This window comes from Paenibacillus sp. CAA11 (assembly GCF_003060825.1).
Lineage (GTDB): Bacteria > Bacillota > Bacilli > Paenibacillales > Paenibacillaceae > Fontibacillus.
On record NZ_CP028922.1, the window covers coordinates 4,575,026 to 4,601,308 of the forward strand.

Annotated in this window: 25 protein-coding genes; 3 read left to right on the plus strand and 22 right to left on the minus strand. The window is 49.1% G+C overall.

Going from position 1 to position 26,283, the window contains the following annotated elements:
• Positions 1 to 6: 6 nt before the first annotated feature.
• From DCC85_RS21350 to DCC85_RS21380, 7 genes are all read right to left on the minus strand, one after another.
• Entirely contained in the window at positions 7 to 1,134 is a 1,128-nt protein-coding gene (locus tag DCC85_RS21350) for a hypothetical protein (RefSeq protein WP_108467379.1), read from the minus strand.
• Positions 1,135 to 1,498: 364 nt separating this feature from the next.
• Positions 1,499 to 2,329, minus strand: a complete 831-nt coding sequence (locus tag DCC85_RS21355; RefSeq protein ID WP_108467380.1) for an energy-coupling factor transporter transmembrane component T family protein — start codon at positions 2,327 to 2,329, stop codon at positions 1,499 to 1,501.
• Positions 2,326 to 4,032: an ABC transporter ATP-binding protein gene (locus tag DCC85_RS21360; RefSeq protein WP_108467381.1), complete on the minus strand. Its 1,707-nt coding sequence runs from the start codon at positions 4,030 to 4,032 to the stop codon at positions 2,326 to 2,328. The genes DCC85_RS21355 and DCC85_RS21360 overlap by 4 nt, the downstream gene beginning before the upstream one ends.
• A gap of 101 nt (positions 4,033 to 4,133) precedes the next feature.
• A complete protein-coding gene (locus tag DCC85_RS21365; RefSeq protein WP_108467382.1) occupies positions 4,134 to 4,697 on the minus strand; it encodes an ECF-type riboflavin transporter substrate-binding protein in 564 nt (187 codons plus the stop codon).
• A 161-nt stretch (positions 4,698 to 4,858) separates the two neighbouring features.
• Positions 4,859 to 5,791 (minus strand): M23 family metallopeptidase, encoded by a 933-nt coding sequence (locus DCC85_RS21370; RefSeq protein WP_199910036.1) that lies wholly within the window; start codon positions 5,789 to 5,791, stop codon positions 4,859 to 4,861.
• A 114-nt stretch (positions 5,792 to 5,905) separates the two neighbouring features.
• Positions 5,906 to 7,003, minus strand: coding sequence for a sensor histidine kinase (locus tag DCC85_RS21375; RefSeq protein WP_159081944.1), 1,098 nt, complete (start codon positions 7,001 to 7,003; stop codon positions 5,906 to 5,908).
• Positions 6,975 to 7,694, minus strand: a complete 720-nt coding sequence (locus DCC85_RS21380) for a response regulator transcription factor (protein ID WP_108467385.1) — start codon at positions 7,692 to 7,694, stop codon at positions 6,975 to 6,977. The genes DCC85_RS21375 and DCC85_RS21380 overlap by 29 nt, the downstream gene beginning before the upstream one ends.
• 183 nt (positions 7,695 to 7,877) lie before the next feature.
• On the opposite strand from DCC85_RS21380, the gene DCC85_RS21385 reads away from it, so the two are divergent.
• A complete protein-coding gene (locus DCC85_RS21385; protein ID WP_108467386.1) occupies positions 7,878 to 8,642 on the plus strand; it encodes a nucleotidyltransferase family protein in 765 nt (254 codons plus the stop codon).
• Between the two features lie 80 nt (positions 8,643 to 8,722).
• On the opposite strand, the gene DCC85_RS21390 is transcribed toward DCC85_RS21385, so the two are convergent.
• The 9 genes from DCC85_RS21390 to DCC85_RS21430 form a co-directional block, all read right to left on the minus strand.
• Positions 8,723 to 11,269: an ABC transporter permease gene (locus DCC85_RS21390; RefSeq protein WP_108467387.1), complete on the minus strand. Its 2,547-nt coding sequence runs from the start codon at positions 11,267 to 11,269 to the stop codon at positions 8,723 to 8,725.
• Positions 11,266 to 11,964, minus strand: coding sequence for an ABC transporter ATP-binding protein (locus tag DCC85_RS21395; protein ID WP_108467388.1), 699 nt, complete (start codon positions 11,962 to 11,964; stop codon positions 11,266 to 11,268). The genes DCC85_RS21390 and DCC85_RS21395 overlap by 4 nt, the downstream gene beginning before the upstream one ends.
• A gap of 98 nt (positions 11,965 to 12,062) precedes the next feature.
• Positions 12,063 to 13,094, minus strand: coding sequence for a sensor histidine kinase (locus DCC85_RS21400; protein ID WP_108467389.1), 1,032 nt, complete (start codon positions 13,092 to 13,094; stop codon positions 12,063 to 12,065).
• Entirely contained in the window at positions 13,084 to 13,776 is a 693-nt protein-coding gene (locus DCC85_RS21405) for a response regulator transcription factor (protein WP_108467390.1), read from the minus strand. Before DCC85_RS21405 ends, DCC85_RS21400 begins: the two co-directional genes overlap by 11 nt.
• 65 nt (positions 13,777 to 13,841) lie before the next feature.
• The gene (locus DCC85_RS21410) at positions 13,842 to 14,945 is read right to left on the minus strand and encodes a GerAB/ArcD/ProY family transporter (protein ID WP_159081945.1); all 1,104 of its coding nucleotides are present in this window, start codon (positions 14,943 to 14,945) and stop codon (positions 13,842 to 13,844) included.
• Positions 14,946 to 14,974: 29 nt separating this feature from the next.
• Complete coding sequence (locus DCC85_RS21415) at positions 14,975 to 16,099, minus strand: GerAB/ArcD/ProY family transporter (RefSeq protein ID WP_108467392.1); 1,125 nt, start codon at positions 16,097 to 16,099, stop codon at positions 14,975 to 14,977.
• Positions 16,099 to 16,329 (minus strand): hypothetical protein, encoded by a 231-nt coding sequence (locus DCC85_RS21420; protein WP_108467393.1) that lies wholly within the window; start codon positions 16,327 to 16,329, stop codon positions 16,099 to 16,101. The genes DCC85_RS21415 and DCC85_RS21420 overlap by 1 nt, the downstream gene beginning before the upstream one ends.
• 6 nt (positions 16,330 to 16,335) lie before the next feature.
• Entirely contained in the window at positions 16,336 to 17,553 is a 1,218-nt protein-coding gene (locus tag DCC85_RS21425) for a Ger(x)C family spore germination protein (RefSeq protein WP_108467394.1), read from the minus strand.
• The gene (locus DCC85_RS21430) at positions 17,550 to 19,097 is read right to left on the minus strand and encodes a spore germination protein (RefSeq protein ID WP_234414260.1); all 1,548 of its coding nucleotides are present in this window, start codon (positions 19,095 to 19,097) and stop codon (positions 17,550 to 17,552) included. Before DCC85_RS21430 ends, DCC85_RS21425 begins: the two co-directional genes overlap by 4 nt.
• 210 nt (positions 19,098 to 19,307) lie before the next feature.
• Between DCC85_RS21430 and DCC85_RS21435 the strand changes: the two genes are divergently transcribed.
• The gene (locus DCC85_RS21435; RefSeq protein WP_108468002.1) at positions 19,308 to 19,814 is read left to right on the plus strand and encodes a hypothetical protein; all 507 of its coding nucleotides are present in this window, start codon (positions 19,308 to 19,310) and stop codon (positions 19,812 to 19,814) included.
• Between the two features lie 65 nt (positions 19,815 to 19,879).
• Here DCC85_RS21435 and greA read toward each other — a convergent pair whose 3' ends face one another.
• From greA to rlmN, 6 genes are all read right to left on the minus strand, one after another.
• The gene (gene greA / locus DCC85_RS21440) at positions 19,880 to 20,362 is read right to left on the minus strand and encodes a transcription elongation factor GreA (RefSeq protein WP_108467395.1); all 483 of its coding nucleotides are present in this window, start codon (positions 20,360 to 20,362) and stop codon (positions 19,880 to 19,882) included.
• A gap of 353 nt (positions 20,363 to 20,715) precedes the next feature.
• Positions 20,716 to 22,110 carry a helix-turn-helix domain-containing protein gene (locus DCC85_RS21445; RefSeq protein WP_234414261.1) on the minus strand — a complete coding sequence of 465 codons (1,395 nt, stop codon included), beginning with the start codon at positions 22,108 to 22,110 and terminating at the stop codon, positions 20,716 to 20,718.
• Between the two features lie 239 nt (positions 22,111 to 22,349).
• Positions 22,350 to 23,150 carry an S-layer homology domain-containing protein gene (locus tag DCC85_RS21450; protein WP_234414262.1) on the minus strand — a complete coding sequence of 267 codons (801 nt, stop codon included), beginning with the start codon at positions 23,148 to 23,150 and terminating at the stop codon, positions 22,350 to 22,352.
• 37 nt (positions 23,151 to 23,187) lie between these two features.
• On the minus strand, positions 23,188 to 23,604 hold the full coding sequence (locus DCC85_RS21455; RefSeq protein WP_159081947.1) for a hypothetical protein: 417 nt from the start codon (positions 23,602 to 23,604) through the stop codon (positions 23,188 to 23,190).
• A 101-nt stretch (positions 23,605 to 23,705) separates the two neighbouring features.
• Positions 23,706 to 23,996: a DUF6509 family protein gene (locus tag DCC85_RS21460; protein WP_108467398.1), complete on the minus strand. Its 291-nt coding sequence runs from the start codon at positions 23,994 to 23,996 to the stop codon at positions 23,706 to 23,708.
• A 5-nt stretch (positions 23,997 to 24,001) separates the two neighbouring features.
• Positions 24,002 to 25,066, minus strand: a complete 1,065-nt coding sequence (gene rlmN, locus DCC85_RS21465; RefSeq protein WP_108467399.1) for a dual-specificity RNA methyltransferase RlmN — start codon at positions 25,064 to 25,066, stop codon at positions 24,002 to 24,004.
• A gap of 244 nt (positions 25,067 to 25,310) precedes the next feature.
• Between rlmN and DCC85_RS21470 the strand changes: the two genes are divergently transcribed.
• Positions 25,311 to 26,222, plus strand: a complete 912-nt coding sequence (locus DCC85_RS21470) for a YwqG family protein (protein ID WP_108467400.1) — start codon at positions 25,311 to 25,313, stop codon at positions 26,220 to 26,222.
• Positions 26,223 to 26,283 lie beyond the last annotated feature (61 nt).

The following is a 26,283-nucleotide window of genomic DNA, read 5'->3' on the forward strand; positions in this document are numbered from 1 at the left end:
TATTCCTTAATAGGTATAAGCCAGTAATGCCATCAAATTGTCGAAGGAATAGGCCTGCTGCGTCTTCCCATCCGCAAAGGCTCCATCCAAAGGGCTGCCCATATCCTGAAGCTGATAAGCGGACATGCGCCTAATGCTGTCCTCGTACAGCTCCTGGTCTGAAAGCACAGAGCCGATCATGGCTGCAATAGCGTAGATCGCCGTTGACTGAACGTCTGTTGTCGGCTGCCCCTTCTTGGTGTATTCCCCATAAAGCGCGCCCGATTTGACCTGCTCCTTAATGAAGCTGATGCTCGCCTCCTGCTGCTGCCCAACCTCAGCTAGTGCAAGAATCGTAAGCATGGACTCCACGGTATGTATATGGTCCGAGCTGTAGGCCTTTGCATCATAGTTATATCGGGTCTCGTAAAGGGGAAAGGCATCCGACAAATAGCCTCCGCGAACGATATTCAGCATATTGGAGTACAGCTTGTCTTTCGCGTCCTGCTCCAGATCCAGCATGCCTAGCGTCCTTAAATCGATATAACACAGCGTGATAGAAGGGCCTGTCATCCGATATTGATCATCGTAGAAGTCGTACATATAGCTATCTTTAACGTTATGCTCATAGAATCGCTTGCCATAGCCATCCGCTTCATTGCCATAACCCGCTTTAGGCCACACATAATCAGCCTCATACAGCGCACGAATGATGCGCAGATCATCTACAGCTGCATTAACGGTGTATCGCTTATCCTGCTTAGGGCTGTATCTATAGCTGAAGCCCGTATTCTGATCAAAGGTCTTCCGGGCGAGGGCCCAGTCTTTGCCGAAAGCTTCTCTACGCCCCGCGAGGACATCGTAGCGCATGAGAAGGCCGGCCGATTCACTAAGCACCTCATGGCCTGTAGCGGCTGCCGAGGTTTGATCTGTGTCCAGATAATTGGTATAGACCCCATGCTCCCCTGACATTCGCCTCGCTATGAACTGCTCTACTGCATTTCTCGGCGCAATATAGCCCAGCGTCTTCCCGTAGCGGTTCGGCGGGAGATCTATCCCAACTGGCGCTTTGGCATTCGTATCGGATTTGGAACAGGTGCTGAGCAGCAGCGGTAGACATACGAGAATGGTATACAGCAGCGCCTTCTTCTTCATAATCATGCTCCCCCGAATGAAAATTCCTTAGATAAATCAGATATAGCTGATTCTCGCCTATAAGCGCCTTGTCATTCATTAAACGCATTTCCCATTCCATAAAATGGACCTTTAGAAGCAATATTGACGTTAAAAAGAAGCAAATGCATAGCTCCACTCCGAAGACAGGCTCCTCCCTTGTCCGCCTGCCTGCCATTCCTGAACAGAAGCAGATCAACCCAGTGACGTTATCATAAAGCGACGTAAGGAAAAGTCCTACTAGTAATTTATGGTATGTACGAGGATAAAAAACAAGCAGGGCCCTCACTGCACAAGGAATCAGTGTGAGTCCTGCTCTAAGAAAATAACGCTTTAAATCAGACCGCTATTTAAATATGTTGTAGAACCTCGAGCCGTTAGAGAAGGTGAGTCCCATTGAGGCCACGGCAATCCCCAGAATGAGCGCAAGGGCGACATAGTCTCCCCGTGAAAAGCGGCGAAAGCTGTACCAGGTCCGCTTGCGGCCATGCCCGAAGCCGCGAAGCTCCATGGCCGCACTGATTTTCTCGATCCGGTCAACGCTCGTCAGAATGAGCGGCATGAGGATCGAGACAATATTCTTCAGCCGCTTCGGCAGCTTCTCCTTCCGGGAGATATCAATCCCGCGAGCCTGGGCCGAGAAGGAGATGTTCTGAAAGTCACGCTGCACATCCGGAATATAGCGCATCGCCAGCGAGACAGAGTAGGCGATCTTGTAGCTGACACCGATCTTGTTCAAGGAGGCGGCGAACTCGCTCGGATCGGTCGTCAGGATGAACAGCAGAGCCATTGGAATGACAACGATGTATTTCAGCGTGATGTTCAGCTGATAGAAGAGCTGCTCCCAGGTCACATCATACCAGCCCACAATATGGAACAGCTCATGGCGGGTTCCGTAAATTTGTACGCCTTCATGCGGGGAGAAGAGATAGATTGCAATGTGATTCAGTAAGAAGAAGAACAGAATGACATAGAGTATGAATGAATAGTCGCTGAACTTCACTTTAGATACTTTTAGGATAATCAGGCTGATGACCAGCATGACAGCCAAGCTGCGGGTATCATACGTAATCATAGCTGTCACCGACCAGATGATGAAGAACAGCAGCTTTGTTACCCCTGTCAGACGATGTACAGGAGAGTCGAGATCCGAGTACGTCAACATATTTACCTTCATGAGCTGCGAACCCTCCTGTCCTGATCGATGAACCTGTGCATCAATTGCTGAGCATCGCCGATGCCGACCCGCTGAGCCAGCCTGGCGATGGAAGTTTCCTTCAGATTAGCCGCCTCCATCACCTCCGGCAGAGTAAGGACCTTTGCCGGGTGAGCATCCGCAAGCTTGCGGCCTTCAGACAGCACGATCGTCCGGCGGGTATATTCCAACATGAGATGCATGTCATGGGTGATGATGATCACGGTCATGCCCTGGCAGTTCAGCTCCCGCAGGAACTCCATCATATCATTGTAATGCTTGAAATCCTGTCCCGCCGTCGGTTCATCCAAGATGATCACCTCGGGGCGCAATACGAGAATAGAGGCAATCGTCACCCGTTTCTTCTGCCCGAAGCTGAGTGCGGAAATGGGCCAATTGCGCATAGCATAAAGTCCACAGACTCGAAGGACTTCATGTACCCGCTCCTGAACCTCCTCCTCACTCACTCCGCGTACACGCAGTCCAAGAGCGATCTCGTCGAAGATCATCGTCTTGGAGATCATATGATTCGGGTTCTGCATCACAAAGCCGATGCGTTCTGCCCGCTGCTTAATCGTATCGCCCTTCAGGTCCTTATCTTTATAAAGCATGCGCCCAGATGTAGGGCGATAAAACCCGCAGATCAGCTTGGAAATCGTTGATTTACCTGCTCCATTCCGTCCGACAATACTCACCATCTCGCCCTGGCGAATCTGAAAGCCAATATCCCGAAGAATCGGGTGCCCCTTCTCATAGCTGAAGGAGACATCCTCAAGCTCCAGAATCGGCGGCTGCTCAGATTCAGCTTCTAGTACCGGCGTCTCTTCAAGCCATTCGTACAGCCGATCTTTACAGCCCTCAAGCTCAATCGTATCCACATGTCCCGGATGCATATCGGGAGTTATCGTACAGCCTGCATACTTCAATGCCGTGATATACAGCGGCTCCCGAATCCCTGTCTCGCTTAGAATTTCCGTAACTAGCAGCTCATCCGCAGACATGTCGGCTACAATTCGCCCATGCTTCACCACCACAATCCGGTCCACATGCTGCTGCAGCACATCTTCAAGTCGGTGTTCAATTATAACGATGGTCTTCCCCGTCTCCTCATGTACCTGGTCGATCAGCTCGATAGCCTTCTTCCCTGCAGCCGGGTCCAGATTAGCCAGCGGCTCATCGAACAACAGAATATCCACGTCATTCACAAGCACTCCGCCAAGCGTCGTTTTCTGCTTTTGCCCGCCGGACAAGGCATGCGGAGACGCCCCCAAATATTGCTGGATGTCCACTGCATGGGCTGCCTCTGCAACCCGCCGCTTCATCTCCTCCTGGGAAATCGCGTCATTCTCCAGCTTGAAGGCAATGTCCTCTGCCACCGTTAAGCCGACGAATTGACCATCCGGATCCTGCAGCACGGTACCCACCTTCTCCGACAACCGGGAAATGCTTGAATCCTTAAGCTCTTCACCCAGAATCTTAAGAGAACCCGTGATCTCCCCAGGGTAATAAAATGGAATCAGACCGTTCAAGCTGTGTGCAAGCGTGCTCTTGCCCGATCCTGACGGCCCGACGATCAGCACCTTCTCCCCTTCATACAGCGTCAGCTCAATATCGTGAAGCGTCGGCTCTGACTGGGCCCGGTACTGAAACCCGAAGTGATTAAATTCGATGACAGCCTTCTTCATAGTTGAATCTTCCTTATTCATGGTTTGTTGGATAAAAAAAAAGAGAAAGCCGGTGGGACCCACCGACTTTTTTTGCATGCATAACAACATTCCCCAAGACCCTAGTTCAGCTCCCGCTTCAAGCTGCCGCGCTTCGTTCTTGTCTTGGAATAAGCAAGGGCAAGCAGGGTTCCTAGAATGGCCACCGTAACCATGTTAGATATTCCGGCGATCAGCCCCTGAGTATAGACTTTGTTGACCGGCTCCGCATAGATCAGGATATCGAACGTTGGCGCGATTAGGAACCACGCTAGAGCATTAGCTACAATCTGCCCGAGATTAAATCGGATGATTTCCTTGTTCCCGAACTCCCCATCATGAATGCGGATTCTGCTTGAGAACAACCCGACGATCAGTCCCACTGCTGCCGATGCGATCACCCAGCTGAACCAGGGCGACCCATAAAAAATAGCATCCTTCAGCGTATGCCCGATCAGCCCGATTAACAGCCCGGTAACCGGACCATACAGCAGAGCGAACAGCGCAAGCACCGCATAGGTTGTCTCAATGTTCGTATTCGGAATACCGGAGGGAATAGAGCCGAACCTCCCCAATATTACGAATAATGCTGATCCAATCCCGATAGCAACCACCTTTTTGATGGATAACGATTGATCCTTTGCCAATGTCCTCTCCCCCTGATATGCGAATAATAAACCCAAATTAATAGCGTACCGTTCGTATTAACATGTGATTACCTCAATTATACATGGGGGAAGTTGGATATACAAAGCTAAATTCAAATTTTAATGAAAAAAATTCGGGCGCGCCTTTTAAGGGGAACCTGCTAATGCTTGGACCAAGGCAAAGTGTTATAAATTTTATCCCCAGCCGGAACCTCTTTGCCATGTTCTAACCGCATCCCGCCTTTTGGCATAGACGGCCCTTCAATGTCACGGAAATATAGAGGCAGCCCTTCTGACAAGAACATACTTGTGCTGGACGGGTCCTGCCGCTGATGATGGATATGCAGGTGCGGTTCGCTGGAGCTTCCGGAGTTACCGACCTTAGCCAACAAGTCACCCTCTGCTACATGGTCGCCCACCTGTACTTTAATCGAGCCCTTCATAAGGTGAGCTAAGACCAAATAGGTCCCTGTCTCATCGAGACGAATATAAATATGATTGCCTGGCATAGAATCATGCTCATCCGTTCCGGGTCTGTGATCCTCCTCTTTATCAGAGGCTCCCACAATAGTCCCGGACGCTGGTGCGAACACCTCTGCGCCATAAATGCCATAGTCCTCTAGCCGCTGACTCCCCGTTCCGGCTGGCTGCACCAGCAGATCATAAGCCCAGCGTTCGCTCGGAACTACCACATGCGGATAGTTCGACTTCAGCGTGTCTCCGCCCCATCCAACCAGTACATGCTCGTCCAGCGGCAGACGGACCGATACGGCCGGGCTCATCTTGCTTAAGTCAGCCGGATAGGCTATTTGCCAAAGGCCGAGCAGCCAAAAGAGCGGCCACGCAGCAACCAAGGATAAGATCAGCACCGCAGACCAGATCGGCGCCAGCCGTTTTCTTATATAAGCCGTCCGAATCAAGGCACACACAGCAATGATGGCAGACAGCAGCCCGAAGGCGCCGAAGGCCATGAGGAACCACCAGCTGGCAACGCCCCATGCGCCCTTTACAACGTAAATGTTGCCCCACCCTACGATCAATACTACAGCCAGGATCAGCAATAGCAGCCGAGATCCTCTCCATTTCCTCCAAATCCGCAGCATACAAAAAAACCCCTTCCTCTACAAATCTGCCCTTAGTGTAGAAGAAGGAGCTTACAGCTTACTCGAGAAATACTTACAACTTACTAAAGATTTAAAGAGCGGAGCTTACCCTTCTAAACTCCCATCTGTTCCATCCGCTTGTGTCCTTGGCAGGGATAACGTAAACACCGTTTCTTCCGCGCTGCTTCTCACCGAAATGCGGCCATGATGCAGCTCCATAATCCGCTTGGCAATCGAAAGCCCCATGCCCTTGCCCCCCGTATCGCTGCTCCTTGATCTCTCGGCACGGTACAGCTCCTCAAATAAAAAAGGCAGGTCTTCAGGGGATATAGGCTCGCCGTAATTTTTAATATCTATATGAAGATACATCCCCTCGCTATAAATTCGAAGACTTAAGCGACCACCTGTACTGCCGTAAGCGATGCTGTTGCGGATGATATTTTGCAGGCAGCGCACCAGCAGCGAAATATCCGCTTCTAGACCCCGGTTCTCCGCAGTACACTCCAGATCAAAGCGCATCCCCGCCGCCTCCAGCTGAGGCACAAAGTCGATCAGCACCTGCCGGATTAGCGCCTCGGCATCCACTTGCCCCAAACTTAGCTTGATATCACTAAAGTGCAAGTGGCAGTATTCCAGCATACTCTCAACCTGGCTCTTCAGCTCTTCGCCCTTGCGCTGCGCGATCTGCACATACCGTGCAGCAGTCTGGGCGTCTCCCCCGGAAGCCTCCAGCAGATCAAGATAGCCCAGCAGTGAGGTCAGCGGGGTCCGAAGGTCATGGGAGATATGAGTAATCATCTCATGCTTCATCCGTTCGGCCCGCTTCTGGCTGTCCAGCGTCTCCCGCATCTGCTGCACGATCTGATTCACGCTTGTGGTCAGCTCCCCAATCTCATCCTGAACCGGATCGAACAACTTGACGTCAAAGTCTCCGCTGCCCGCTTGGCTGGCCGCCTGATTTACAGCTGTGATCCGGCGGATGATACGGCGCGACAGCAGCATGAAGATCAGCACGGTCATTCCAAGGAATACAACAGAGTACAGGAAGGCGTAAGTCTCTTCCAGCTGGCTTAACCGCTCGCGCGATAGCCCCGCAAGCGGCAGCAGCACCATCTGTACGATCATGATAAAGGCAGCCGTGCAGAAGATGGAGGCCATCAGCATGAGCAGCAGCTTAAATCCGATGCTTGTTGTCTTTTTCAACCTTGTAGCCAACCCCCCACACATTCAAGATCACCTTCGGATTTCTGGAGTCTTCTTCAATCTTCTCGCGCAGCCTGGCAATGTGAACCATGACTGTGCTTGCGCTGCCTTCCAGGGATCGTTCTCCCCATACCCGCTCGAAGATTTCCTCCAGCGAAAACACCCTGCCGGCATTCTTCACAAGCAGCAGCAGAATATCATACTCTGTCCGAGTCAGCTTAATCTTCCGATCATACAGAAATACATTTCGAGCCGCCTCTTCAATCCGAAGGCCATGATAATGTATAGTCTCTGCCTGCTGCTGCGTGTGTCGGTCCGTCATATAGCTGTATCTTCTTAACTGGGCTTCAACCCGCGCCGCCAATTCAATCAGGCTGAAGGGCTTCACGATGTAATCGTCCGCCCCTGTCCGCAGTCCTACCACTTTATCCATATCCGTAGATTTAGCGCTTAACAGCAGAATGGGAATGTCCTTGCTCTCCCGAATTCTTCGGCAGACCTCGAAGCCATCCATTCGGGGCATCATAAGATCGAGAACCACTAGGTCAACTGCACGGGTATTCAGCAGCTCCAGAGCTTCTTGCCCGCTGAGGGCTGTAAGCACAGCATAACCCTCCAGACTTAAATACTCCCCGATCAAATTAACAATATCCCGATCATCATCCACGATTAATACCTGCTGCACACCCATTCACCAGCGCCCCCGATATCCTTTAGTTCTTGTATAACAGTTCCATTATGTCATGTTTTTCCAACCTGGGTCTAGGCTATATCCCCTTCCTGGACTGGCAGCCTACAATATTAGAAGGGAATACGCTATACTACAACTAAAAAAACCTATGTCACTCCAAGAAACAGAACAGGAGGCGTCCTTATGAAAGCCTTGATTCTTGCCGCAGGCTACGCAACGAGACTATATCCCCTAACCCTGAACCAGCCCAAAGCGCTGCTTCCGGTTCATCAAGGCAAAGCCGTGCTGGACTATATCATAGATCGGCTGGAAGAGGTCGATGGCATCACAGGAATCGTACTGGTAACAAACCATAAGTATTATGGAGCCTTCGTCGATTGGGCTGACCGCAGGCAGATGGGCAAAGACCTCAAAATTATAGATGACGGCACCCAATCTGTAGACGATAAGCTGGGGGCCATCGGAGATATTCAGTATGTTCTGGAACAGGAGCAGCTGCAGCTGCAAGACGATCTGTTGGTAATGGCAGCAGATAACTTGTTTACGTTCGGACTAAGCGGATTCATTGAATATTTCTATAAAATGAACAGAGACTGCATTCTGGTGAAGGTCACAGAGGATGAGCAGGAGCTGCAGAGCATCGGCGTAGCCGAGCTGGATGAGAAGAGCCGCGTCATCTCCTTCGAAGAGAAGCCGGCTGTTCCGAAGTCCAATCTGGGCGTATATGCCTTGTATTTATATAAAAAAGAAACCCTCCCGCTGTTTCGAACCTACCTGGCCGAGGGGCATTCTGCCGATTCGCCGAGCCGCTTCCCCGAATGGCTATACCGCCGCCAGGAAGTTATGGCTTATAGGGCAGAGGGAGAAATCTACGATATAGGCACCCCGGAGGCCTACGAGGAGATTCAGCGGTTATTTGCAAGCGGCCAGCTTCCTCACAGCAAATAACAGCTCCCGATGCTATGGGAGCTGTTATTCTTCCCCTGACTACGATTCTGTCTATCCCCCTACATGGACCAGCCTTGCCGCTATTCCACTTCTCTTAATCTCTCGACAATCGTAGACTTGGTCAGCATTCTGTAAGCCCCTGTAGTTACCACGTAAGCAATAATGATCAGAACGGGAATAACTGCTACAAAAGGTATTGCGCTCATATGGAACACGGTAAAAGCCATATTCTCCGCCAGCATCTTGGCGATGCTGTAAGTGATCAGAACGCCGAGCGTTGAGACGATCAGCATGGTGAACAGCACATTATAGAGTCCCTCATAGACCAGCATTCGCTTCAGCTGCGCCTTGGTCATGCCGATGCTCTCCAAGATGGAGAACTCACTGCGGCGGGAGATTACGCCGGTAAGAACGGTATTGATGTAGTTCAGCACCCCGATGAGAGCGATGACCAAGCTAAGGCCATAGCCTACTGTCTGAAAAATACGGATAAAGCCCCCCAGCTCCTCTCTGTACTCCTCCCTAGATTTCAAGGTCCAGTCATCTATCCCATGCGTGACCGACCGCAGCTTCTGGTTCACGGCATCCAGCTTAGCCGGATCGGCTTGAATGGTAGAGGACAGAATCCATGGAGCCTGATCCCCTGACAGTGAAGGATTCTGACGGAGCTCTGATGCAGGAAGAAAGGCGTTGTATCCTGTAGCCGAGAACCTATGTGTCGTTGCAGCATAGAAAGCGTTGTATTTCACGACAGCCATGACCTCATAGCTTGTTCCCAGGAATGGGTACGTGATTTTGTCCCCCGGGTGGTAATACCTGGTGTACTGATCCTCTTTTCCCAAGAGGGATTCCGCAATCAGAACATAGCGGCCGGAGGCAAACTTCTGCTTATCGAAGGAACCCTCTACAATGTCATCAGGCTGAAGCATCTCATACCAGCCGGGGTCGATGCCATACAAATCCACATCCACCTTTCCCTTAGCGAGGAACTCCTTCATATAGGGGTCATTTAAACTGTTAATTTCAGCCTCAAGCGGCTTTAAGGCAGCCCGGACCTTCTCGTCCATCGGGTAAATTGTCGGTTTGAAGTACACATTGTCCACACTGCGGACTCCGTCAATCTCGCTCAATTGATCCGTAAAAGTTTCGGACAACTGACGGGGATCACCCGCTCGCTCTCCTTGCTCTAAGACCACCGAATTATTCTTAATCAGAAAGTCTCCGGCGATATAGGAGTTTAAATATTTATTAACGTTCAGTGAAGATATGACGGTATAGATCAAAGTGAATAATATAATGCTCAAGCTCAGTGAAGACAGCATCAGCACAAGCTTCTTCTTGCTGCGAAGCAGGTTCACCAAGGACATGCGGTATAGCTTCGCGCCATGCTCCGAGCGCTTCGCGCGCTTCTTCCCGCCCTGAACCCCGGCGAATTTGACCGCTTCTACAGGGGCAATACGTCCAGCGATTCTGCCCGGCTTGCGGGCAGCAATCCAGACGGTAAGGTAAGAGAACAAGGCTGCGCCGATGAAGATTAGCGGGCTCACCGAGTAGACAGGCTCCGCAGAGCCGCCAAGAAAGCCATCGTTAATCATGGGTGTAATCCAGCGGCCGATTGCATATCCCAGGAGAAGCCCGACGGGAAGGCCCACAGCATAGAGCAGTCTTGCCTGGATCATGATGATCCTGCGCAGCTGACGGGGTGTCGTGCCGATCGTCTTGAGCAGCCCGTAGAATTTGACATCCCTCACCACAGATATATAGAAGATGTTATAGATTAACAAGTATCCGCTCAGCATGATAATTAGAATGATAGCCATATAAGGCAGCAAATCGAGCAGACGATCAGAGAACTTATTCGCTGTATAGGCCCAGTTCACCCCAATCTCAGCCTTGAGCTCCGTATCGGTCAGTATCTTGTTCAGCTTCTCCTCAATATGGAGAGGGCTGTCAAGCATAACGCTTAGCTGGGAGGTGTTCACATAGGAATTTTGCGCCTTGGATACAGCCGGATCGATATGCGAGATGTATTTCTTGGCAAAAGGCTCTGAGACGTAAGCTAAGCCGGACATGGACAAATTTTCGTCTGACTCATAATACCCGGACAGAACAAATTCATAGGAGATGACCTGCTCATCTGTATCGACGTTCAGCTTTACCGGCTCGCCAAGCTTAGCCTGAACGCCGAGCTTATCCAGTACCCAGGTACTGAGAACGACCTCGTTCTCAGCCTTGGGCAACCCGCCTTGAATAAAATGAACAAAGCTATGCTTGGCTTGATTCTCATCAACATGAAGCACTTCCATGGGCTGGTGCTTGAACTTTCCGTCATGCACCCTGCCTACCATAGTGGATACCCCATATTCTCGGATGGACGGGTGCTTCTTCAGCTTCTCTACCTCTGACGGAGATAAATATTTATATGCTCCATGAAAATCCGACCCGATCGTCTTCATCTGTGCATATTCCATAGACTTGTTAATGCTGAGGGCCATGGTAAATACAGAGGTGATCAGCAGCGTGGTCAGCACCACGGCGCAGATGATCATCACGCTGCGCAGGCGGCCTGCCTTCAGACTCTTCCCAGCCAGCCGGAAGATCGCCTTACGATTGTTGGTCTTAATCATTGGCTCCTACCTCCGGCCCCCAGCTTCCCGGACGAGGCGATCCGGCCGTCCTCAATCCGGATGATCCGGTCAGCCGTCTGGGCAATCTCCTCATTATGCGTGATCATCACAATGGTCTGGTGGAACCGCTCGCTCATCTGCTTCAGCAGGATGAGCACCTCTTGGCTTGTCCTGCTGTCCAGGTTGCCTGTCGGCTCATCCGCCAGAATGATCGAAGGCTTGGTTGCCAGCGCTCGCGCAATGGCCACGCGCTGCTGCTGGCCGCCGGACAGATTAGAGGGCAGGCTGTGGAGCTTTCCCTGCAGACCCAAAGCCTGAATAATCGTATCCAGGTATTTCTTATCCAGCGTGCCGCCGTCCAGCTCAATCGGCAACACGATATTCTCCAGCACATTCAAGATCGGTACCAGATTGTAATGCTGGAAGACAAAGCCCACCGACCTGCGCCGAAAGATCGTCAGCTTATCGTCATTCATAGCAAAGATATCATGGTCATCCACATAAACCTTGCCCTCTGTCGCGCGATCCAGCCCGCCCAGCATATGCAGGAGCGTAGACTTGCCGCTGCCGCTGGTACCTACGATGGCTACGAACTCGCCCTGCTCCACCTCCAGCGACACATCATCCAGCGCCTTGACCATCTGCTCGCCGTTTCCATAGTATTTCTTCAAATGCTCCATCTTCAAAATAGGCAACTTTCGCTTCCCCCCGGCTCTTAAGTAATGGTTACTTCTTCAAAAGTAACAAACAAATCTAACTGAGCCCTGTCCCAAAACTAACGGATTAGACATAATCAGATTTGCGGGAGGAAAACGGAGAACTTGGTTCCCTGACCCAGCTTGGAGAACACCTTGATATGTCCCCCTTGGGTCATCACAATCTCCCTGGCCAGGAACAGGCCGATGCCTACGCCTTCCCGGTCCAAAGCATTCTGGCCCCGGTAGAATCTCTTGAAGATATAAGGAAGCTCCTCTTCGCCGATTCCGATGCCTGTATCTTCTACGTCAATGCGTGTAAACATCTCGTTGCTGAACGTCGAGACTCGAATAACGCCCCCCTGATCCGTGTACTTCACCGCATTCTCCAGGAGGTTGAACAGGGCCTCGCCAGTCCACTTCACATCGTGCAGCGCCTGGATTCCTGGATCACAAATAACCTCCACCTGGATCTCTTTGCTCTCCGCCATAGAGTACATCGCAGATACCGCTTGCTGAACCGTCCGAATCACAGGTGCGGCCTCCAAATGAAGCGAGATAATGCCCGCTTCAAGCCTCGATAGCTTAATCAAGGATTCAATCAGCCATTTCAGCTTGTCCGATTGAGATTGAATGCTCGACACCAGCTCCTGCGCTTCCAGGTCCAGACGGGGAAGCTCTGCAAGCAGCTGACTGTACAGCATGATATTGGACAGCGGTGTCTTAGTCTGGTGGGAAATATCCGAGATGAGCTCCTTAATCCGGTCCTTCTCCTGCTGCAAGGTCTGCCCGTTCGCCTGTGAAAGGCGAATATACCGGGTCAGCTTATGCTGCAATGAGGACAGACGGTTCTCCTCATAAGTAGCAGCCAGCTCTCTCCCGTCCATAGCCAAGGTTACGATGCTCTCTATACTGTCGAAGACCACTGACATGCTCTGCTTCAGGCGGCTGAACAGCCATCCGCCTAGCAGGAGCACCGCAAGCATATAGGCGCAGGAAATCCACAGCAGGGCTGGATCAAAGCCCCTCAGCCAATATACAACCGCTATAAATGCGCTGGTCAAGATCAGCAGAGCCACTGCTGAAATGATGACCGCCCGTGTAAGCTTGCGATCCTGTTCAATTTTCATGATTATTTCCTTCCGCCCACATATAGCCCAGGCCATATATGGTCTTAATATACTTCGGGGAGGATGGCTTGTCCTCCAGCTTGGCCCGCAGACGCTTAATCGCCATTGTCAGGGCATTCTCGTCCACGAACTCTGCGTCTTGGGTCCAGACCTTGTCCATCAGCTGCTCTCTGGACAGAATATTTCCCGCATGACTTACCAGCATTCGAAGCAGTTTCTGTTCCGTGCGGCTTAATACGAGCTGTTCCCCATCCTTGCAGAACTCCATCTTCGCAAAATCAAAGCTCAGACGGTCTATCGCATACTGATGCTCTCCGCCCGAATCCGTCCTCCGCAGGACGGCCATGACCCTGGCGCGAAGCACCATTAAGCTGAACGGCTTGGTGATGTAGTCATCACCGCCAAGTTCGAAGCCGCTCACAATATCTGCCTCCATATCGTTGGCGGTGAGAAAAATGATCGGCACCCTGGAGCCCCTCCGAATCCTCTCGCAATAATCCAGGCCGCTTCCATCCGGCAAATGTACATCCAGTAGGATGAGGTCAATCCTCAGGTCATTCCGCAGCTGCTCTGCCTCAGCGATACTGTAAGCCTGCCAGGTATGCAGGCCGCTCTGTGCAAGGGTTAAGGCGATTCCTCTATTCAAACTGCGGTCATCTTCAACGATGAGCAGATTTTTCATAGCAAGCGCGCTCCTCCTTCTAAATGGAATTATGATTCCATTTTATAGGAGATGGAGCAGCCAGGCTATAAAGAATGTGACTGGGTCCATTTTTTGCGAACGCCGTAGACAATCAGAAGAAGAAGCGGAAGAATGATCCCGTTCGTCGTGTCCCAGCCGATCCAGTAGGGCAGAATCGTCTTTAAGTAATACTCCACATTCGGGGAGACCTCCATAGCCAGACCGAACAGCAGCAACCCCGCAGGAAGGATTAAGGAATGGAAGTTTCGCAAGCCGAAAGTTTGGGCACAGCCCTTCGTAAATGCATACATATAAATAACCGTCTTGAAAAAGATTGTCAGCAGCCAGGCCGTAGCCATAATCGCCTCAATCCGCTGAACAAAGTTCCCAATGTTAATCAACTGGGCAAGAAAATAGGTGGGGTACACGGTGAGCTTAGTCAGTGAAGCCCCCATCACCGACAAGGACATAAACACAATCAAACAAAGCAGAAGACTTGAGAGTCCTGTAATTAAGAGAATCTCCCGATTCATATGGGGCTTCCTGCGTACAGAGGGAAGAATCATGAGGAATACACACATCTCCCCAAACGAGTAGCCGGTAGTAAACAGGAGCCCATAAAGAGTGGACCGCATTCCGCCTTCCCCAAATGGCCTAAGATGGTGAAGATCCACCTTAGGAGCCAAGCAAACAATGAGAATGGCAGCAAACAGTATAAACAGAGGGAGAGCGATCTCACTGCTGCGGCCTATGCTCTCCAGACCCACAAGCAGTGCCAGCACAATAACTAGCACGAACAGCAGATGGATGACAGGAAGTGGGGTTTGGATATAAATCATGGTCGTCATGAAATCACCCATCTCCCGTACCAAATAGGCAGAGCTTATGAGGAAATAATACATATACCATAGCGATACGGCGGTTCCCAGCCATTTCCCCATAGTGCTGCGGCTCATCTCCACTAAAGACATTTCAGGATAGAGCGAGCTTACTTTGAGCAGCAGCCAAATTACAGCAAGTCCGCCCGGAATCCCCAGCAAGCAGGAGATCCACGCATTCTGCTCTGCCATTCCCGCGATGGTAGAAGGGAACAACAAGATCATATCTCCGATATAACATAAGAAGATAAGGCTTCCGAGCTGCCTTACCGATATGTTGCCATCTGTCACCTTCCCGCCTCCTAATCCTGCTATTCCTTTCAAGCTTGCCGTTTCCTCCAGCGTTTTCTCACGGCATAAGCCCCCAATAACAAGAGGGGAAGAAGTACGCCGTTGGTCAGATCCCAATACGCCCAGGGCATTACGATGGTTTTGAGATAATAAATGACATCAGGCGCAATCAGAACCGCCATACCGAACACCAGCATACCGGCCGGAAGTACCAGCTTTCTATATTGATCCAACCCACAGAGCTCGGCAGCCCCTTTGACAAAGGCATAACAAAAGATCACCGACTTCAGATAACTCGCCGTGAGATAGGCAATAGCCATGATCGCCTCAATCCGCTGTACAAAGTTACCGATGTTAATAATTTGGGACAAAACGTAGGTAGGATAGACACTCACCTCTGTCATCTGCGTCCCCATAACGAGCAGAGAAATGACCAGTAAGCAGAACAGCAGGCTTCCCACACAGGCCGCTGCCAACAGGGTATCCCTCTTGTATTTAGACTTCCAGTTCACATTCGGCAGGACCATAAGAAATGCGGACATTTGGGCAAATGGATACATGGAAGCCAGCAGGCTGCCTTGAATAATGGATCCGAGCGGATTTTCCCCCATGGGACGCAGATGCTTGAATTCCAATTTGGGGAGCAGACACACCATTAGAATCAGGACAAACAGAAGAAATATCGGCAGAATGATCTCGCTGCTTCGCCCCACCGCCTCAAGCCCTGCGATTAAGGCCCCTACAATGAGTAGGATAAACAGCAGATGGATGACCTGCAGCGGTGTCTTCAAGAAGATCTGTGTCGTCAGGAAATCGCCCATCTCCCGAAGCAGATAGGACGAGACCATTAGAAAATAGAATAAATACCAGAGGGACACCACTCCGCCAAGCCATCTCCCCAAAATATGCTTGGATAGTCCGATCAAGGACAGCTCCGGATGAGCAGCATGCACTTGCAGCAGAATCCATACCGTTAACACCCCGCAAGGAATGCTGATCAAAGAAGCGATCCAGCTGTCCTGGTGAGCAATCGGGGTAATCGCGCCCGGAAACAGCTGAAACATATCGCCCATTCCGCATAGGAAAATAAGCGTTGCCAGCTGCCTGGCACTGATTTTCTCCTTCTCCAGCATCACTTCAGCCCCTTCTCCCATCAGCCAAACCACTTGGTGAACAAGCCGTTTATTGGGCCGTAGATGATTTCAATGATTTTGAGCGGACTGGTCATCCGCTTCATCTGGACTGCCATGCTGCTGAATATGGTTCCCCCTGTAAGCATCACCAAGAAGACCGCAATATCCCTCCATTTTCTTGTCCGAAATAAGGAAGGCACCTCCTTAATCGCAATAGCTAGGGCAACGATAATCACCAAGGCCGTTATCATGTTCAATTACTCCTTCATTTTCTCCTGATACGTATCCAGCATCGTGCCCACTTTATCGACCTTTGTCCGGGCCGTATATTCAACAGGCACTTCCAAGAACATCTTGTCCCAATTGGGGGCCAGCTTCTTCCAAACCTTCGGATTCGTCTGGTAAATCTGATTGCCGAATCCAAAAATATCGACCTTGAATTTATCGCGGACGGTCTGTACGGCCTCCTGCAAAATTTCGATTTGCCGTTCATTATTGGCGGCTTCAATCCTGCGGATATCTTCAGAGCTTCCGAGCTTCACCTTGGGAGAACGGATCTCTGACAGCACAGCTTTATTGGATACGCTGATTTTGATTTTGGGAGCACCATCTTCTATAAGAGCCTTTAACTGGGTAGAGCTATCCAAGATGCGCAGCGTCACTCTTCCCTCAGGCAAATCCGCATAGCCAACGGTCGTATCCACATGGTTGCGGATGTAATTAACTCCCTTGCTCTCCTCCTCATCTAGCCAGCCTATGAGCTTGTCGTTCTTAAAGACGCCAAGGCTGTTGTACTGCAGCCTGGCCAGAGGTACAGCCGGCTTAATATTATCCTCTCCTATCCCCTCGGCTGTCTTGGCATTACCGTGTAATTCAATTCCTGTTAAGACCGGATGAATCCCCTCATCCAGCAGGATATCCATCAGCTCATCTGCAGTTACCTTGGTTGTTGGAGCCCAGATTGCAGAAGATTCACTTAGCGAGAAGAATAGTTTATTGGCTGGAATCCGCTCAATTGGCGTCATAATTTTAAGGATCTCTTCAGCCCTGCATCCTTTGGCAATGACAATATAAAAGTCTGAACGAACAGAGGGTTCTCGGATTAATGTCTCTACGATCTCGGCGATGCCCTTACGCGCGAACTCTTCACTGATGACGAGCATACGAATATGCGATAGGTATATGCGGCGCGGGCTGTCCACGGTCATTTTCTGTACAGCTTCCAACAAGGTCGGCGCCTTCGCTTCGAAGACAACAGCCGCTGCCCCTCCTTTACCTGATGTTGACTTAGAGGCTACCTCCGACGGTACCACGATTTGCGTTGAAGCTCGGATGTCCTCCCCGTCCATGTCGATCCCTAGAGCGACAGCAATCCCTAACTCATTCAACTCTTTGCGGTCCCAGCAGCCGGACAGCGTGATGGACAACAGGCCCATTACAATAACCAATCGAATGATGCACAACTTTGATTTCATCTGCCGCTGTCTCCCTTTTTTGAGCGCTTCGGAATTACCCGTTTGCGGGGCTGTTGCCTTACTGTGTCGGCCACATACTTAGGGTTCGGCCGGGTTTTCAGCTTCGGCCAAGGAAGGCGAAAAAGACTATCCTTAATATCTGGTGCAATAAATGGCCCGAAAGGGCTCATATAAGGTACACCGAATGAACATAAAGTTGTTAAATGAAGCAGTATGGCAAGCAGCCCCAGCAGAATGCCCAGAAGTCCAAACGAACCTGCCAGAAACATGAAACCAAATCTTAAGATCCGTACGGCAACCGTCAGATCATTCTCTGGAATGACGTAACTCGATATGGCCGTGATCGACACGATAATGACCATTGCCGCCGAGACGACTCCCGCCTCTACGGCTGCTTGCCCGATAACCAGTGTGCCGACAATCGAGACGGCTTGGCCAATCGTCTTCGGAATCCGCACCCCTGCTTCGCGCAAAATCTCATAGGTAACCTCCATCAGAAGCGCTTCGATAAAGGCGGGAAAAGGGACCCCTTCCCTCTGGGAAGCGATGCTGATTAGGAGGTTCGTCGGTAGCATTTCCTGATGAAAGGTTGAGACAGCAATGTAAAGCGCAGGTGCCAGCATTGCAATAAAAAAGCCAAGGTAACGCAGAAGGCGTAATAAACTGCTGATATAGGTTCGCTGATAATAATCATCGGCAGCCTGAAGGAACTGTACAAACAAGGCCGGGATCAACATCACAAAGGGCGTCCCATCCACCAGTATGGCAATTCTGCCTTCAAGCAGCCCTGAAGCTATCGTGTCTGGACGTTCCGAATTATAAACCGTGGGAAATAAAGTCCTTTGCCCATCCTGAATCTGTTCTTCGATATAACCGCCCTCCAGGATACCGTCCATGTCAATCCGGTCAAGTCTTGAATGTAATTCCTTTACAATGCCTTCATCCGCTGTTCCCTTGATGTACATAATGGCTACATTCGTCTGCGTCATTTGCCCGATCTTACGGGTTTCTATCCACAGATGAGGATCGCGGATTCGCTTGCGAAGCAGCGAGGTGTTCTTGCGCAGATTCTCTGTGAATCCTTCCATCGGCCCACGCACCACCGTCTGGGTTTGCGGCTCACTTACACTCCGATCTTCCCATCCCGCCGCACCGATCCACAGCCCCTTATCCATCCCTTCTAGAAGAAGAATGATATGGCCTGAGAGAAGGCGGTTGAACAGCTCCTCCATGGAAGTGAAGCTGCCCGTATCTGCAGCTACAAGCACCTGCTCCTGCAAGCAAACCAGCCGCTGCTCACCGTCCCCGCAGCTGCCTGGCGGCTCGCTCGTCATTAAGGAATGCAAGATCGAGCCATGAAGCAGCTGATTGTCGATCAGCCCATCCAGATATATAAGCGCAGAGGGCCACTGCTGCAGGCTTTTGAGCTCCTTGATCATCAGATCACTGCTATTGCCCAACTGATTGCGGATATGGCCGAGATTCGTCCCCAGTTCTGACACAAGATGCTTCTGCTCTTCCGAGGCTTCCACGGGTCTATGCACCCTAACCCCTCCTAGATTGGATGATTATGGGTTAGTATGACTTGGAAACCAGAAATTATTCCTGCCGTGCCGCCCAGCATATTACAGCCGGTATGCCATCGGTCTGGAGACTGATCTTGAAGCCACTTCCTGCGGATGAAGACATTTCCTGTGGGGCGTGGTATGCTGAAGGAAATTTGAACGTGAACATGAGGAGTGAGCATGTTGAGAGTGAATCGAAACATCCTAATCGGTCCTATTCTGATTCTTTTAGGTGCTTTTTTGTTTATCAGAGGGGATTTACACTTCAGCACTGGCAGTATCTTCGTTTACTTCTGGCCAAGCTTGTTTATACTGCCGGTGAGTATCTTCTTTCATTGGTTGTACTTTGGGGTTCTTGGACGGCGCGGGGTAGGTGTACTAGTTCCGGGAGGGGTGCTGCTTGCTGTAGCGATTGTGTGTCAGATCGCCATGCTGTTTGACAGCTGGGGCATCATGTGGCCCGGATTTATTTTTGCTCCGGCAGCAGGCTTGTTCGAACTGTACTGGTTCGGCGGACGCAACAAATGGCTGCTGATTCCCATTAACATTCTGACAGGACTATCCTTGTTATTCTTCGCAATCTTCTCCATCGGAGCGGTCTTTGGCAGCCTTGCTGGCAGCCAGCCTGTCATTGCTTCTATACTGATCATCGCGGGGGCATTTCTGATCCTTACCCGTAGGAAGAGCTCAATCTAACAGTCAAACATAAGAAATCCCCTTACACCAATTCATGTAAGGGGATTTCTTATGTTTATGGAATTCTAGAGCGACTTGATCTCCAACAGCTCATATTTAATAATTCCTGCCGGAGCCTCAACCTCGATCTTACTGCCGACTTCTTTGCCGAGCAGCTCCTTGCCCAGCGGACTCTCATAAGACAGCTTATTGTTGGCTACATCTGCTTCAGCCGGTCCTACAATCTGATACTCTACCTTCTCGGCAAACTCAATGTCGTTCAGCACGACTACAGAGCCTACGCTTACTTTATTGAGATTCAGGCTGCCCGCATCCACAACCTTAGCGTTGCGGAGCATCTTCTCCAGCTGCAGAATCCGCGTCTCCATGAAGGCCTGATCATCCTTCGCAGAATGATACTCACTGTTCTCCTTCAAATCGCCATAACTGATGGCTACCTTAAGACGCTCTGCCAACTCTTTGCGCTTCACCGTCTTCAGCTCTTTGAGCTCTTCCTCGATCTTGGCCAAGCCTTCCTTGGTTAACAGTACTTCTTCTTCATTTGCCATATTTACACTCCCACTCTGCTTCTTTCTTTACTTATATTCTAACCTATATTCACAGCTAATGCCTAATAACCAGTAAAAAGGGAGCGATAAGCCCGGCTAGCATCCCCTTTAGCCTCACCCGGATTACTTCATTCCATGCAGTATATACGTGGTCTCTTAACTGACACAAAAAAAGCCAGCACTATAGGCTGGCTAATGCAATTGATCTAGATTCATTTCAACATTAAAATCAACTGGACACTGAAAACTAATAGCATTAATCTTCCCCTGTCCCCCAACCATGACTCATAACGCTTATTAGTTGTCCAGAATGATTTGTAACTGTTAATGGTACATTAATAGCAAGAATAAAACTAAATAGAGCTAACAAAGAAATTATTTTTTTCCTCATTTAATCTTTCCACCTCATTTACTAAGCTTTTGAATTTTTCTTTTTCCTTATCCTCCGAGATACCTCTATACTTTTCAAATAATGCCATACATCTAATAATATTCTTTTCACTGTTGATTTTGATGGATAAATCTAATCCCTGTAAAATTAAACTTATGCCTTCATGACGATTATTATGTAATTGATAAGCTGCCAAGTCACTTAGGAATTGTGCAGTTTGGTCCATGATAATAGGTTTACTATATCCACCAAATTCACTTTGGTGAATTGAATATGGAACAAAGGATGAAAAACGCTCTAAAATGTCATCAATGTTGTGCCCATAGAGATTAGCGGCTTGGACAATGCTACAAAGTCCTGTAAACACCTCTTCCTCATGGCAGTTAAGATAATTAACATATTCAGTGAGCATTTTCATATCTCCTGCTAATAGTCGATAAATATAGGTATTTGCAACAGCCCACTCCTGAAACTGTCTGATAATTTGCTTCGATTCTTCTGTATCTTCACGCACCCAGCTGGAATCAGCGTACAATGCAGCATAATGCATTGCCTGCTCATATTGACCGCATTCTTCACATACTACAGAAAGGGTAAGCAGCGCATAGAAGATATAATAATATACTGGTTTCTTAGGTCGCCGTTCCCCTTGATTACCCGCACCTGAGTTAACCTCATATTTATACTGTATGGTTGCAATTTTATGTAATTTCCGAGCAAGTTGTTCTACCTTTTTCCATTTGTGTGCGGCCCCAAACACGTGGGCTAACCGCCTGAGTGCTTCCAATTGATCTAATTCATCAAGCCGATCCACATAGGCTTCAAACAAAATGGCCGCTTCCAAGTTGGCATCCAAGTCGCCGCCCAATGTAGTAACAAACAATCGATACTGACACAGAGCCAGCCTCTCCGAATGCTGGTATTTCTCACTGGCGCTCACCCCCTTATAGAGTAGGGCCGCCGCTTCGTATTTCTTCTGTTCAAATAACTCCTCTGCAACTTCGAATAAGGACGGAGCATAAGCTAAATTATCCAGCAGGTTATCTACAACCTGCTCAATGCAGTCCAGCCGGTTCAGTTCAGCGCATCTTAATAAAAACGGCCTGAGTCTTCTCCAATTGGGTGCAGAAAATGAGAAGCACTCATCAATGTAACTGCTGAAAAAATGCGATTCTTCCAAACCCATAGCGAAGGTAATCCGCTCAAGCTGCTCCATTGAGATCGGCTTGCTCCCGCTTAAAATACGGCTTAGGGTACCGGAATTTATGCCTGAAATCTTAGAGAATTGAGTAATCGTTAATCTGTGAGTTCTCAAATAATCTGTCATTTCTTCACGTATTGTGAGTATAGAAATCAAATTCAGGCACCACCTTTTCCATATCCTATCGGAAGATAATGTTACATATAATTTAATAATATGGGTTAAAATTACAATCGTCAACATTCAGAACAAATCTTAGTGATATATAAATACACAAAGAAATCCCCTCTCAGCAGAGGGGACAGCTGTAGGTTAAAACCTCATGAATTTTAACCGTGATTTTGTCTACAAAATTGAGGCTTATGTACTTTAGTTTAGCATGGATAATCATCTAATTACTTCTTTGGTTTTGTCCAGTTGATGTTATATAGAATTTGAGAGATCTCTGCACGGGTAATTTTACTCTTGGGGTTAAATGTCCCATCTTCGTTTCCCCTAACAATTCCTGCATTATATGCGAAACGAATCATTTCTCTCATTCTAGAGTCAATGCTGTTCCAGTCCTTAATGCTGTCGCTTTTGATGGTATCATTTACTTCCTTCTTATCTAAATTATTTGCAGCCACTGCAAGAGCATAAACTGCTTGCTCCCTTGTTGCTGGAGTGTCCCAGTATTTTGATGTTTCCTCTACATCTGAAAGAACAAGCCCGTTAGCTTTAGCGAATGCAACGTAGCCCGCAGCCCAATATACAGGATGGTTGGAGTTTAACTCTCCTGATCCAATGGCAATAACCTTAAATAATTCTGCAAGGCTCATGGCCTTGTCGGGTTTGAATGCACCATCAGAAAATCCGCTAAACATTCCGCCTTCTGAAACTGCATTAACAGCCTTCGAATACCAGGAATTGCTTTTAACATCAGAGAATGAGAATTTACCCCCATTTTTTAATGATTCAAATTTCCACTCACGGCCGCCTGACTTGATCATCTTCAGATAGTCAAGATGGATTGATTTTCCCTTTACAGTTACTCCAGTGCTGCCTCCAGCAATTTGCTTTACGTCATATGGCATATTAAATATTGCCTTGAGTGATAACCCTTTTACGTCCTGAGCAATTAGGTCACGAAGTGTCATTCCTTGTAACGTTTTGTCAGACAAATTTTTAAATTCAGGAAACTTATGCTCATATTTCATGTCTTTGCTGACAGAGTCCCAAAGTTTTAATTCTAGGTTAAAATCCACCCTTAACTGGAACAAGACTAACTGGGCCTATTTCTTGTGAGATGACACCTACGCCTGAGTCGTTCATATCATCTGGACCTCGAAATGCATCCTCCCATGTCTCACCAAGATACTTTTTACCACCAGACGCGAACTCGTAGTATTTATTGCTATGGCTAGAAAAATCCTGTGGTGTTTTCCCCAGCTTGTTTAAAATTTCCTTGGAGTAACCACCTACAAGCTTTACATTACCAGAACCATCAGAGTGTACCGTTACTGTATTCTCTGCATAAATGCATCCGGTTAGCAAAGTTGGTACTAATGCAAGTGCAAAAACGGCTTTTAGAACTTTCCTCATCGCTAAGCATCTCTCCATAAAATCCATTATGTGAATGAATAAAAAATATAAAATGATTAATTTATCCATTCACATAATTTAGGTTAATTATTTAGGTTTATTTTTTATTGCATTTAATTTAACTTACTAACTTTCCAGTTCCCCAAACTCCCTCATGTTCCGTGACTGCTTTACGCCCCGGGAAGATGCTCTTTGCAAAATGCCTCAAGCGCCGACTCTTCCTCTTCTTCCAAGTCAAAATCCAGCATCTTATCGGTCGAACGCTCCATCAGATCATATTTAATAATGCTGATCCCGCCTTCATCCTCCTTCACAACGACCCTCGCATATACTCCGTTCTCCATATAAAGCTCATCTTCCTCTGGAATGTCCAGATCAATGATAAATTCATATCTTTGGCCCGAGAGGATCCCGAAGGGGTCTTTTACCAACTCAGCGCTATAACTCTTGAAGGTTATCATGTTATCTATGCCTCTTTTCTCATTTGCTTGCTGCGGAGCTGCCCGCAGGCCGCATCAATATCCGCCCCGTGCTCAAGCCGGACACTGACGCTGATTCCCTGCTTCTTCAGCACATCGTAGAAGGCGAGCACGGAAGCCTGTTCACTTCGCTGATATTGACTATGCTCATCCACCGGGTTATAAGGAATCAAGTTCACGTTCACGAGCGGACGCCGGAGCGTCCCCAGCAGCTGTGCAAGCTCCAGGGCATGCTCTGTACGATCATTGACATCCTTCAGAAGGATGTATTCAATCGTCACCCGCTGATTGGTCTTCTCCAGATAATAATCAAGCGCATCCATCAGCTTCTCAATTGGGAGCGCCCGATTGATCTTCATAATACTTGTGCGCAGCTCATTATTTGGGGCATGCAGGGAGATGGCCAGGTTCACCCGCAGGTTGAGATCCCCGAACTCCTTGATCTTATTCACCAGCCCGCTGGTTGAGACAGTGATATGCCTTGGCCCGATCGCGAGGCCTTTATGATCTTTAACAATCTGAAGGAAGCTGATCAGGTTCTCAAAATTATCAAACGGCTCGCCAATCCCCATAACAACAATATGGCTTACCAGCTTGCCCGGCTGAGCCTGGTCCAGATGCAGCTGTACCTTCATGATCTGCTCAACGATCTCACTGCTCGTCAAGTCACGGCTCTTGGCCAGCAGTCCGCTTGCACAGAAGCTGCAGCCGATATTGCAGCCCACCTGGGTCGTTACACAGACCGATAAGCCGAACTTATGACGCATCAGCACCGTCTCGATCAAATGCCCATCGTGCAGCCGGAACAGAAATTTAATGGTGCCGTCCGCCGATTCCTGTCTTAAATGCTCGCCCAGCGTCTGAATCACAAAGTGATCTGAGAGCAGCTGAATACACTCGGGTTGAAGGTCTATCATTTCCTGCCAGGCCGTCACCCGTCTCCGGTACAGATAGTCCCACACCAATAGTGCCCGAGATTTCTTCTCTCCCCGTTCCTGCAGCCATGCTGTTAATTGATCTAAGGTTAATCCATAAATGGATGTTTTATTCATAGTTGCCCTCTTTCTAAGAACTTTAAAATTCAATGTTATTATTGTCCCAAAGATTAGAGGGGAACACAAGAGGGTTCATGTCTCTTCCTCATCAAGTAATATCTCTCATTTCCCGCTTAGACTCGGCGCTCGGCTTTATGGCAGATCATCTATCAACCCTACTTGAAAATTCTGCCTGATGGTCACACAATGATAGTCATAGGCTCAAGGGCCAATACATATTCGGAAAGGCGGGACATCTTAGATGGAGAACTCCTACAAATATAACGATGATTATGTACGCAGCCTGCTGGCTGAATATGAAATTACAGAGCTGGAAGACTACCTGCTTCAGCATCGCCGTCCGGTAGTGAAGCTTGAACGGGGGCAAGCCGGGGCCTCCTCTATAGGAAAGTCGCGAATCGGCGGGTATCCTGATCTGCCGCCAGAAATAGAGTGGCCTAAGACGTCTGACGGCAAGCTTATGACTTTGCTCGCCCAGCTGAACTTCGCACAGATGGTGGAAGAGGCGGGAGCGGAGACGCTGCCGGAGTTTTTTCCAAAGCGAGGACTTCTCTACATCTTCGCAGGGCTCGATGAGCCTGCATACGATGTGGAGCATAAGGTGATTTACATTCCTCAGCCCGAGACAGCTGAGCTTGTCTACCGCAAGCCCGAGCAGAAGACGATCCTTGAGGAGACTCAAGAAATGGAGTCAAGCCCGTTCGAGGTTCATGCTATAGGGCAGATTGAATTTCCTAACTATGCGTATGAGGATGTGGATGAGCTGGAAGCTACCGAAACTTCCATGGAGAACTATGAAGCGATGGCTGAGGATATGCGGTTCAAGCCGGACGATGTTCTTGGCCGCATGTTCGGCTATCCGGAGGGGCAGCATGGGGATGATGAATATGAAGCTGCGCTCGTAATCCATACCGGTAAGAAATACGGGTACGATACTGGAGAGGCACGCAAACAGCTGATAAAGCATTTTAACGGAGACGAACAGAAGGCCGATCAGGAAATCCAGGATATGCTGATGCTGCTTGAGCTGGATAGCGATGATGACGTAGGCTTCAGATGGTGGGACAGCGGCGTAATCCATCTATTTATTCGCAAGGAAGATCTCATCAACTTGAACTTTGACCGTATGTACTGCTCTATCTACTCCAGTTAATAACCTGCCTTATAAAACAAACCAGGCTGGCTGCACTTTGGATGCGGCCAGCCTTTGCTAT

Bases quoted from the DNA above. Each gene is read 5' to 3' on its own strand.
- DCC85_RS21355 (WP_108467380.1), bottom strand. From the start codon at position 2,329: ATGAAGGTAAATATGTTGACGTACTCGGATCTCGACTCTCCTGTACAT.
- DCC85_RS21415 (WP_108467392.1), bottom strand. From the start codon at position 16,099: ATGGGAGAAGGGGCTGAAGTGATGCTGGAGAAGGAGAAAATCAGTGCC.
- DCC85_RS21420 (WP_108467393.1), bottom strand. From the start codon at position 16,329: ATGATAACGGCCTTGGTGATTATCGTTGCCCTAGCTATTGCGATTAAG.
- DCC85_RS21450 (WP_234414262.1), bottom strand. From the start codon at position 23,150: ATGAAATATGAGCATAAGTTTCCTGAATTTAAAAATTTGTCTGACAAA.
- greA (WP_108467395.1), bottom strand. From the start codon at position 20,362: ATGGCAAATGAAGAAGAAGTACTGTTAACCAAGGAAGGCTTGGCCAAG.
- DCC85_RS21470 (WP_108467400.1), top strand. From the start codon at position 25,311: ATGGAGAACTCCTACAAATATAACGATGATTATGTACGCAGCCTGCTG.
- DCC85_RS21400 (WP_108467389.1), bottom strand. From the start codon at position 13,094: ATGAAAATTGAACAGGATCGCAAGCTTACACGGGCGGTCATCATTTCA.
- DCC85_RS21380 (WP_108467385.1), bottom strand. From the start codon at position 7,694: ATGGGTGTGCAGCAGGTATTAATCGTGGATGATGATCGGGATATTGTT.
- DCC85_RS21385 (WP_108467386.1), top strand. From the start codon at position 7,878: ATGAAAGCCTTGATTCTTGCCGCAGGCTACGCAACGAGACTATATCCC.
- DCC85_RS21405 (WP_108467390.1), bottom strand. From the start codon at position 13,776: ATGAAAAATCTGCTCATCGTTGAAGATGACCGCAGTTTGAATAGAGGA.
- DCC85_RS21360 (WP_108467381.1), bottom strand. From the start codon at position 4,032: ATGAAGAAGGCTGTCATCGAATTTAATCACTTCGGGTTTCAGTACCGG.
- DCC85_RS21455 (WP_159081947.1), bottom strand. From the start codon at position 23,604: ATGGATAAATTAATCATTTTATATTTTTTATTCATTCACATAATGGAT.
- DCC85_RS21425 (WP_108467394.1), bottom strand. From the start codon at position 17,553: ATGAAATCAAAGTTGTGCATCATTCGATTGGTTATTGTAATGGGCCTG.
- DCC85_RS21350 (WP_108467379.1), bottom strand. From the start codon at position 1,134: ATGAAGAAGAAGGCGCTGCTGTATACCATTCTCGTATGTCTACCGCTG.
- DCC85_RS21390 (WP_108467387.1), bottom strand. From the start codon at position 11,269: ATGATTAAGACCAACAATCGTAAGGCGATCTTCCGGCTGGCTGGGAAG.
- DCC85_RS21460 (WP_108467398.1), bottom strand. From the start codon at position 23,996: ATGATAACCTTCAAGAGTTATAGCGCTGAGTTGGTAAAAGACCCCTTC.
- rlmN (WP_108467399.1), bottom strand. From the start codon at position 25,066: ATGAATAAAACATCCATTTATGGATTAACCTTAGATCAATTAACAGCA.